Genomic DNA, 9,628 nt, shown 5'->3' on the forward strand with positions numbered 1-9,628 from the left:
CCCCAGGCGCTCAACGTTTGTTCCCCGGACGCCTGGCGTTCCGTCGACCCTGATTGGAGTTTCCCATGTCAAGACCTCAAGCAAAATCGCGGTCCGCAACGCCGCTCGCGCATGCAGCCGTCACGCAGTTGATGATCCGCAAGCTGATGCCGCTGCTTGTCATCGTTTATGTGATCAGCTTTCTCGATCGCACGAATATTGCGCTCGCCAAGCATTCCATGAGCGTGGATCTGGGCCTGTCCGCTGCCGCTTATGGACTCGGCGCAGGCTTGTTTTTCCTGTCCTACGCGCTCCTGGAAATCCCCAGCAACCTCATCATGCATCGGGTAGGTGCACGCATGTGGATCACGCGGATCATGATCACGTGGGGCCTGCTCTCCATTGCCATGGCGTTCGTGCGTGGGGAGACCTCATTCTACGTGTTGCGCCTGCTGCTCGGCGCTGCCGAAGCCGGCTTGTTTCCCGGCGTGATGCTGTACCTCACTTACTGGTTTAATCGTGAGGAACGGGCACGCGCCACGGGCTATTTCCTGCTCGGCGTGTGTTTGGCCAATATTATCGGCGGACCGCTTGGTGGAGCATTGCTCGAACTCGATGGCATGCTCGGATGGCACGGCTGGCAATGGTTGTTCGTTGTCGAAGGGCTGCCTGCTGTATTGCTGGCTTTCGTCGTGTGGAAGGTGCTGCCGGACGGACCTGCGTCGGCACGATGGCTGTCGAAGGAACAGGCTGAAGGGCTCGAACGCCGCCTCGCGGCTGAACGCGAAAACCAGGCAAGCGGCGGCCGCGGCAGCCACTCGCTGCGCAGCGTGATTTCCGACAAACAGGTGTGGCTCGCAATCTTCGTGTATTTCTGCCACCAGCTCACCATCTACACGACCATCTTCTTTTTGCCGGGCATCATTGGCGCATCGGGGCATTTTTCTCCCTTCGCGATCGGCGTGCTGACGGCCTTGCCGTGGATTGCCGCGGCTATTGGCGCCGCAACACTGCCGCGCTTTGCAAGCACGTCTTCGCGCAGCCGGCAGATCCTGACCGGCGGGCTGATCGTGATGGCGGCGGGACTCGTGATCGCCGCGTATTCAACGCCGGTCATCGGACTGCTTGGCGTATGCGTATCCGCGTTTATGTTTTTTGTGGTGCAGTCGATCATCTTCACGTTTCCGTCGTCCCGCTTCAACGGCCCGGCACTGGCCGGCGGGCTCGCGCTGGTCAACTCATGCGGCCTGCTGGGCGGCTTTGTCGGACCGACTGTCATGGGACTGATCGAGCAGTCGACCGGCAACCCCATGAACGGCCTGGTGATCCTTGCAGGGGCGTTATTTATTGCAGCACTATGCAGCCTGAGGTTGCGTCACGGCGCCGAGGACCGCGCGAGACCCGCGGATGGCAGGCCTGCAACAGGCAAGCCTATCTGACAATTATTGGTAAGGGTGTTCCGCACCCAGGCAAGGCGTGCGCCGGTTCGCCATTTTCATTTTTAGAAACGTCCACGCCAATTACTCCATCCCTTGACGCGTCAGCCGATGCCGAGCCATTCCTGGCGGAATCGCACTAGGTCCTGGCTGTCTGGCACACGTGCAGATCGTTAGCAACCCTAATTCTTTCACTTTGCATGCAATTCCAGGCGCATTGTTCCTGCACGTGAACCTTGTTAACGATTTCTTCATCTTGCGTCGATGGAGTTCCTTAACGCAGCGTCGCAACATGACCCCACGCGAGTCCGGACTATTCAGCGCCCAAGCGCTGAATAGTCCGGACTCGCCTTTCTCGGCCAGTAGTTTGCTGACCGGTCCGACCTTGGCTTTTGGGAGAAATCAACATGAAGACGCTTAGAATCGTGGCGGCGTGCGCTGCTGCCCTCCTCGTTGGACACGCATGGGCGCAAGACCAGCCTGTGATCGCACAAACCACCGCACAGCCCGCGCAGGACGTTGGAGGCGTGACGGATATATCGAGAAGCGATGCGGGCGCGCCAAAGGGCTTGACGCGGCAACAGGTCTACCAGGACCTCCTCCATTCACAGCAATCCGGAGAACAACGCCGGTTGCAGGACCTCTATCACGGGAATTGACCCCGGCATGAGCTTCTATTCCGCGTAACGGGGCGAGCCTGCACGCGGAGTTCAGGCAGAGCGCTCGGCGCTCCGGTAGCCGTGACCGCTTCGTGATTCACCCATCCTCGCGACACCTTCATCAATATCCAATCCTCTTTTCCAGGTTACGAAATCGCCCTGTTGATCCATAGCGATCGAACCATGCATTCGTGCGCAGCTCGCACAGGCGAGACGATCGTTCGGCCAGCGCCACATCGAGCCAATGAAACATCTCGTCCTGCTTGCCCAACCGGGCGTAGATCTCCGCAAACAGCAGCGGCGACGTATAACCCGACTGCCGCCTCGCCAGTAAGTCCTGCAAGTACCACTGCAGCACTGCGTCGTATCCACCCGCTTCCCACACGGTACGGATTACCTCGGCTCGGGCAAAGTCGTTGCAACGCGTCAACGCATCGACGGTCGCTTCCACCGCTTCCTTGTACGCGCCCTGGGCTTCGAACGCGATCGACAGCACCTGATAGATCAATGGCGACCGGTTGCTATGCCCCTCGGTCAGAAACTCCCTCGTGACCTCCTCGTACCGGCCCGATAACACCAGTCCGAATATCCGTGAGCCGTCGAACGTAAGCGGATCGAGCCGCTCCGCCCGATCGAACTGCGCGCGCCCCTCCGTCTCGCGTCCAAGCACCATCAACAGCCGCGCATAGAGGCGGCTGGTTTCGGCGAGGTTGGGATTCAGGCGCAGCGCTTCGAGAAATTCTGCCTCAGCCTTACGCCAGTCCCAGTCATAGAAATAGTGCACGCCAGCCAGTGCGTGATGCGCTTCCGGCAGGTCCGGGTCAAGTTCCAATGCGCGAAGCGCGGCTTCCCTGGCTTTCGGATAACCTTGCGACGGCGCAGAGAGGCCATGCGTGACGGTCGATCCATAGATATTCGACAAGCCGACATAACCAAGCGCGTAGGTCGGATCACGCTCGAGCGCGGTCTCGAAGTAGCCGAGCGCGCGCGTGAAGTCCTCGCCGCTCAGCCCGTGATGCGCAGCGAACCCAGGGTGAAAATGAACCCGGCGTAACCAGTAATACCGTCCGTGCAAGTACGCATCGTGCGCCGCCGGATCGATGGGCAGGCGTCTTGTCAGCGTGAGCCGCTGCTGCTCCGCGAGCGTCGGCCATACATCCCGCGCCAGCGCGGTCCCAACCTCCTTCTGCATATCCATCGAGCCGCTTGCGGACGGCTCATAAGCGTGGCCCCAGACCTGCGCCTGATCGGTGCAGCGAATCAGTTGCGCCAGGACGCGAACGCGTCCGCCCTCCCGCGTGAGCGAACCTTCCAGCACATAGTCGACCGCCAACTCGTGCGCCATCTGCGCAATGCTCTTGTTGGATCGCCGATAGCTTGCAGCGGTGGTCCTGGCAATGACGCAGATCTGATCGGCATGCAACATGCCGATGTTCGCGGAAGTCTCGTCGGCGAGCGCATCGCAGAAGCCGTCCTGGGCCGGGTCACCACTTTTGTTTTCGAAGGGCAGCACCAACGCACGAAAGGCGGCTGGCGCGACGGCCTCCTGTTGTGCGGGCGACGTCCGCACGCCGTCGAGGCGATAACCCTTGCCCTTGATAGTAAGCAGATACTTCGGATCGTCGGGATTCTCGCCGAGCGCGATCCGGATTTTCCGGACCGCTGTGTTAATGCTGTTGTCAGTATCCCGGTACGCGTTGCCGCTCCACAGCATCCTGACAATGTCAGCGCGCGTAACAAGTTCGCCACCGCGCGACACCATGAAAATCAGGAGTTCCATCGGCAAGCGCTCCAGTCGGATGCGCTGGCCCGCACGGCGCAATTCGTAACGCTCCACATTGAGTTCGACGTCCCCGATCCTGATGGCTTCGTGCATATTCATGTGCCCTCCAGCGAGATCGATTTTTATGTGCGCGCGATCAAGCGCCAGCGCCTCCCATGCTGACGAGCAAGATCGTCCAGCGCTGGCGGGTAGCCATCATCTCGTTTCGGATCGGGAGCGAATCGTCGAGCATGGCTCTCCCGGAATCATCGGGCGTGCACAGTAGCGCAGGGACCAGAGTGCACCGCGTTGTTTTCTGCGTGAGAGTGCTAACGCTCTACTATCCTAGAACGCGACCGCATGTCATATCCGCCATTCTGGTAAGAATATTGGCCGACGCCCGAGGGTGGTGCATGAAGTGGAATAGACAGGGTGATGCGTGGAATCAATGCGCTTGGCGTTGGTAGGCGTCACGCCTCAAATCTGATTTGAGGCCGCATGTGTCACCTATCGCGCCATGCAACCCTGCGCAATAAGCTAAGCATCCCGACGCTTATCGGCAAATAGCGTAATCATTCTCAACTTCACTGAGCTGATCTTGCGTTGATCTGGCACTGGCCAGGGACCGGCTTCTATTAGTCGCGCAGTCCCTCGCATGACGCCGGACTATTTAACCAGCAGGCGTGTTCGGATAAAGCCCGGTTCGCGGGCCAGAGCCTGTATCAACTCGCTGGATGGGGTCCTATCGAGGTCCGTTACTACATAGCCGGTCTCGCCCTGCGTCTGCAGGTGCTGAGCGACAATGTTAGCGCCCTCACCGGCCAACCGGGTGTTAAGCGTCGCGAGCGCACCGGGCGCATTGCCGTGGACATTGAGCAGACGCGCGGGCGCGTCCAGCGGTCCCGGATTGACATGCGGAAAATTGACCGATCCCACTGTGTCGCCGGTCGTTAAAAACGAAATGAGTTTCGTCGCGACTTCGGTCCCGATGTTCTCCTGCGCTTCCTCCGTGCTGCCGCCCACATGCGGTGTCAGGATCACGTTAGGCAAATGCTGAAGCACGCTCTTGAAAATATCCGCATTGGTCTTGGGCTCCTCCGGGAAGACGTCGATGGCAGCACCACCCAGCCGCTTCGCCTGCAGTGCTTCTGCGAGGGCATCGATATCGACCACCGAACCGCGCGATGCATTGATCAGGATCGCACCGGCTTTGAAACACGCCAGCGTTGCCGCGTCGATCATGCGGCTCGTCTGGGCCGTTGCAGGCACGTGGAGCGTCACCACGTCGGCATGGGCAACCGCGTCGGCGAGCGATTGCGCCGCACGCGCAGAACCCAGCGAGAGCCGCGCCTGCACGTCGTAGTACACCACGCGCATTCCCATGGCTTCGGCAAGCACGCCGACCTGCGAGCCGATGTTTCCATACCCGACTATTGCAATGGTCTTGCCGCGCGTCTCGAACGATCCGCTTGCCCCTTTGGCCCACGTTCCGGCATGCGCCAGCACGCTCTTCTCGGGCACGCGGCGCAGCAGCAGGATAGCTTCGGCGATCACCAGTTCCGCGACCGAGCGTGTGTTCGAAAATGGCGCGTTGAAAACAGGGATTCCTGCGTTCGCGGCCGCGTTTAAATCGACCTGGGACGTTCCAATGCAGAAACAGCCGATTGCGAGCAGATGACGCGCGGCATCGATTTCCTCGCGCCTGAGATGCGTTGCCGAACGAATCCCGACCAGGTTATGTGCCTGAAGTGCACTCGTTAAATTCGTACCGGCGAGCGCGCCCGCGCGGCGCTCAACCTCGAGTTTCGCTTCGCTGAAACGCGCGACAGCCGTGTCGTGGATATTTTCGAGTAGAAGAACAGAGGTCATAGAACGCTTATGTGTCAGTGACGTGGGCCATGCATACGCCCAGCAGGTGGTGTCCGGGTAACATTCGCAATTTCGTCGCGCTCGATCATGCCGGACGGATTGACGCCCAAGCTTCAAACGTCACGATGATGTTACCGCTTGCCGGGCATTCGTATTTTCTACCCTACTGCCCATGGGGCCTTTGGGCTTGCGCGCTCTTTCGATCACGTTATCTGGTGGCAAAAGCAACGCTTCGGGCGAAGCGGTATGCTTGACGCTGGTTTCTTAGGCCAGACAACATTATTTTCCTTACGATGGCCAACGTGTATTGCTTACCCACCATTGTGGGGTTCCGTCACGAACTGCGAGCAGCAGCAAGTTATGCCGCTTCGTGCAACCGCTTGACGAGCGGCGACACTCCCCTCTCAGGCCATGAACTGTTGAAAACACCAGCATTTATGCGGAACCCATGCAGGAGTTCGTGCCAATGAGCGCAATCGCCAGACGGTCGTCCCGAACCTATGCAATGCCCGAGCGCAGTGATCGCCTCGACTTCTATATTCGCGACCAGACCTTGCGCTCGGCGATCACGGAACCGCACAAGCACGACTACTTCCAGATCCAGATCAATCTGGGTGGCGACACGAAGCAGCAGATCGGCAATGTAACGCGTCCCTTCCCAACGGGCTCAATAGCGTTCATCGCGCCGCACCGGGTGCACATGATTCCCCACCCTGAACACTCCCGCTTCATCGTGATCAATTTCGCGCTGGACTTCCTTGGCCTTGATGTCGATGCAGTCGATGGCCGGATCGACCTCGGCAGTGTTCCCGTCATCCGGTTTCCGGAGCTAGCGCCCTTTCGCTTTCAAGACGAAACCGATTTCAAGCTGACGGAGTCCGATCTCGTCGAAGTCGAACGCATCGTTCACCTCATGATGGAGATAGATAGTGCGCGCGGGTTCGGTGCGACCAGCCGGCTTCGCGGTTACCTCCTGCAATTGATCGGACTCGTTTGCGCAAGATATGCAGACCCGCTTATGCAACTGGCGGCGCTTAATGAACGCGCAGTAAACCGACGCGACTCCATCAGCAAAGTGATGCGTCACGTGCTGGAGCACCTGGAAGACGACACGCTTTCGCTAGGGTCGGCCGCACACGCAGCGGCGTTGACTCCCGGTTATGTCGCCCGGCTGATGAAGAAAGAAACCGGCAGGACGTTTGTGCAATGGGTAACGGATCAAAGAATCAGCTGGGCAAAAGCATTGCTTGCAGACGATACCCGCCGCGTCAAGGACATCGCGTTCGTGGTCGGCTTTCGCGACGAAGCCTATTTCACCCGACGCTTCCGGCAAGCCGTGGGAACATCGCCTACGGAATACCGGGCGTCGCAATTCGAGCTATAGACTCCTAGGCGCCCTTTCGCTGGCGCGGCCCGGAATAGGGCAATTTAATCCAAGGCGTAGGGCGGATTTGTCCTGCACGAGAGGTGGGCCGAAGCATATTGTCTGTAGGCGTCGCGATGATCCGCGCCAGACAACCTCCACCTTCGAGTTCACCAATATGACCGAATACGTTTTCCCCGCCCCTCAGACTGTCGTTGTGCCCGTCACCGGATCGAGTGCCGCCTTCGCGGTACGCCGCGTCTTTTGCGTAGGACGCAATTACGCCGATCATGCGCGCGAGATGGGAGCCAATCCTGACCGCGAACCACCGTTCTTCTTTACGAAGCCCGCCGACGCCGTCGTGCCTGCAACGGGAACACTTGCGTACCCGATGCTCACCGAGGACCTGCACCACGAGATAGAGATGGTGATTGCCATCGGAAAAGAGGGTCGAGAAATCGCGCCGAAAGATGCGCTGTCCTACATCTTCGGCTACAGCGTTGGCGTTGACCTCACGCGGCGCGACCTGCAAGCGATCGCAAAGAAGATGAGCCGGCCGTGGGACTGGGCCAAGGGTTTCGACGAATCTGCGCCCGTCACAGCTATCCGTCCTGCATCGGAAATCGGTCATCCGGGCAGCGGTCGCATTTGGTTGACGGTCAATGGCGAGACACGGCAAGCGGGTGATCTCGGAGATATGATCTGGCCGGTTGCAGACATCATCAGTCAGGTGTCGCAAGCGGTTGTCATCAAGCCGGGTGATCTGATTTTTACCGGCACGCCCGCGGGCGTCGGGACGTTGAAGCCGGGCGATAAAGTCGCTGGTGGTGTCGATGGTGTTGCCAATTTCCAGTTTGAAATCGGCAAGCTTCAGGGCTGAAATTTAAGGGCGTTGGCTCCGTATGCTGTACTGATCAACGTACAGCTTTCCTGGCCCAAGTCTGAGACGAAGCCAGCACTCACTCTTGCTGGCTTCGACGCTTTATGGCAACCGTCCTCGTGTCTTTCGCGACCCTCATCTACCCGATGCGCAACGCTCCCGAATAACCTCACCTAAGTGTCGCCAAGCGTTGATAACGCGGTGCTACTCGCGTCCAGCGCTATTTGGATAAGCCGCTGCAAGCCGCGACTTGCTGCCCTCAAGTTTTTATGGCGGCAACGCTGACGCCGACTGCGTATAACATCGACACAGTTCCGTTAATCGCCAAGCGAGATCGGGATCCGGGCGCCAATTCGCTTCCAGTAAATCTTGGTACCGGTCAGCCCTCCACGCGGCTTAAGTGCATAGTCAGGAATCTCTCCCGCAAGAGTAAATCCGAGACGTTCGTAGAGCGTCGACGCTCCGCCATCGGTTGCCGTATCGAGAACCAGCAGCGTACGTCCGCGCTTCACGGCCAGATTTTCTGCCGCCTGCATCAGCGACAACGCCACACCCCGCTCGCGGTGGCTAAGACAAGTCATCAATTTGGCAATTTCTGCCCGATGCGGCTGGTTAGGCGGACAGTCGAGCAACAGGGTGACAGTTCCGACCAGTCGCTTACTGTCCCATGCACCCAGAACCACTCGTTCGCCGCGAGTTGCGGCAGCCAGCGCATTGGCCCAGAACGCATCCGCCGCTTCGGGCAGCAGCGGATGCATGAAGCTGACCGAACCGCCGTTTGCAACAGTCTCGATCAAGAGCCCGCTGAGCATCTCGTTCATCGCCGACGAAGCGCGTAATTCGCTGATTTCAATGTTTGACATGACGGCCACTAAGTCCGGGCGAGAACAACGAGGTAGGTACAGGTCGAGGCGGTTTCGTTAGCCAGGGTTACCTCCGAAGGCGGACCAAATCCCAGGCAATCGCCGGCGCTCAGAGCGTACTGCTCACCGCCTTCCACGATCACGAGATCGCCCACCAACACCCACACAACCTGGCGGATATGGGCATAAGACGATGGCGGTAACACTACCTGTCGCCCTGCCGGCAGATCGACCTGAACGATCTCCACCGGATGATCCGGGTTGTTGAATACCTGCTTACGGAGATAACCGGTCTTGGGATCGCGCCAGAGCGGTTGATCGGCCGCCCGCGACAAGCGGTCTCCATTGCCTTCCGCTCTCACCAAAAGGCCTGCAAGCGTCAAGTCGAAGGCCGCGGCCAGTCGCACCAGCGTGACCGCGGTGGGGCTGATTTCCTCGCGCTCAATCTTGCTGATCGTCGCCTTGGCGACTCCGGAGGATTCGGCCAAGTCCGCGAGCGACCATCCGCGCGCACTTCGTTCAAGCCGAATACGGCGAGCGATGCGAGGTCCGGTATCGTCTATTGATGATGTCATACCGTCCATCATAGTAGACGATAAAGCCGTGCGCAAGACGCGCTCAAAGCGTGGGGATGATGCGTAGATGGCTTGGGGTCGGGATCAGGCTTGTCTGCCAGAGCGCCCCGTCAGTGGATGCGGCACTGCCGGTGAACGCGAAACACTCGCCGGGGAAGAATCGTGCTCACCGACGACAATTCAGGCAGCAAGAGCGGCGCTTCTCCCAAGCCGCTTTCGAGCAGATGTTCCGAAATATTTTC

At 59.2% G+C, this 9,628-nt stretch carries 8 protein-coding genes; 4 read left to right on the forward strand and 4 right to left on the reverse strand.

Annotation, left to right across the window (positions count from 1 at the left end):
- Window positions 1-65: 65 nt before the first annotated feature.
- The gene (locus JWR14_RS23550) at window positions 66-1,418 is read left to right on the forward strand and encodes an MFS transporter (protein WP_299712766.1); all 1,353 of its coding nucleotides are present in this window, start codon (window positions 66-68) and stop codon (window positions 1,416-1,418) included.
- 404 nt (window positions 1,419-1,822) lie between these two features.
- On the forward strand, window positions 1,823-2,074 hold the full coding sequence (locus JWR14_RS23555; protein WP_299712768.1) for a hypothetical protein: 252 nt from the start codon (window positions 1,823-1,825) through the stop codon (window positions 2,072-2,074).
- A 121-nt stretch (window positions 2,075-2,195) separates the two neighbouring features.
- Here JWR14_RS23555 and JWR14_RS23560 read toward each other — a convergent pair whose 3' ends face one another.
- Window positions 2,196-3,956: a winged helix-turn-helix domain-containing protein gene (locus JWR14_RS23560; RefSeq protein ID WP_299712771.1), complete on the reverse strand. Its 1,761-nt coding sequence runs from the start codon at window positions 3,954-3,956 to the stop codon at window positions 2,196-2,198.
- Window positions 3,957-4,502: 546 nt separating this feature from the next.
- Complete coding sequence (gene serA, locus JWR14_RS23565; protein ID WP_299712784.1) at window positions 4,503-5,723, reverse strand: phosphoglycerate dehydrogenase; 1,221 nt, start codon at window positions 5,721-5,723, stop codon at window positions 4,503-4,505.
- A gap of 448 nt (window positions 5,724-6,171) precedes the next feature.
- Here serA and JWR14_RS23570 point away from each other — a divergent pair, with 448 nt between their 5' ends.
- Together JWR14_RS23570 and JWR14_RS23575 are read left to right on the forward strand one after the other, a co-directional pair.
- Complete coding sequence (locus tag JWR14_RS23570; RefSeq protein ID WP_299712773.1) at window positions 6,172-7,089, forward strand: helix-turn-helix domain-containing protein; 918 nt, start codon at window positions 6,172-6,174, stop codon at window positions 7,087-7,089.
- A gap of 157 nt (window positions 7,090-7,246) precedes the next feature.
- Entirely contained in the window at window positions 7,247-7,948 is a 702-nt protein-coding gene (locus JWR14_RS23575; protein ID WP_299712776.1) for a fumarylacetoacetate hydrolase family protein, read from the forward strand.
- A 317-nt stretch (window positions 7,949-8,265) separates the two neighbouring features.
- Here JWR14_RS23575 and JWR14_RS23580 read toward each other — a convergent pair whose 3' ends face one another.
- Window positions 8,266-8,811 (reverse strand): GNAT family N-acetyltransferase, encoded by a 546-nt coding sequence (locus JWR14_RS23580; RefSeq protein ID WP_299712779.1) that lies wholly within the window; start codon window positions 8,809-8,811, stop codon window positions 8,266-8,268.
- Between the two features lie 8 nt (window positions 8,812-8,819).
- A complete protein-coding gene (locus JWR14_RS23585) occupies window positions 8,820-9,386 on the reverse strand; it encodes an XRE family transcriptional regulator (RefSeq protein WP_299712781.1) in 567 nt (188 codons plus the stop codon).
- Window positions 9,387-9,628 lie beyond the last annotated feature (242 nt).

The organism is Caballeronia sp., from assembly GCF_028292365.1.
Taxonomy (GTDB): Bacteria; Pseudomonadota; Gammaproteobacteria; order Burkholderiales; family Burkholderiaceae; genus Caballeronia.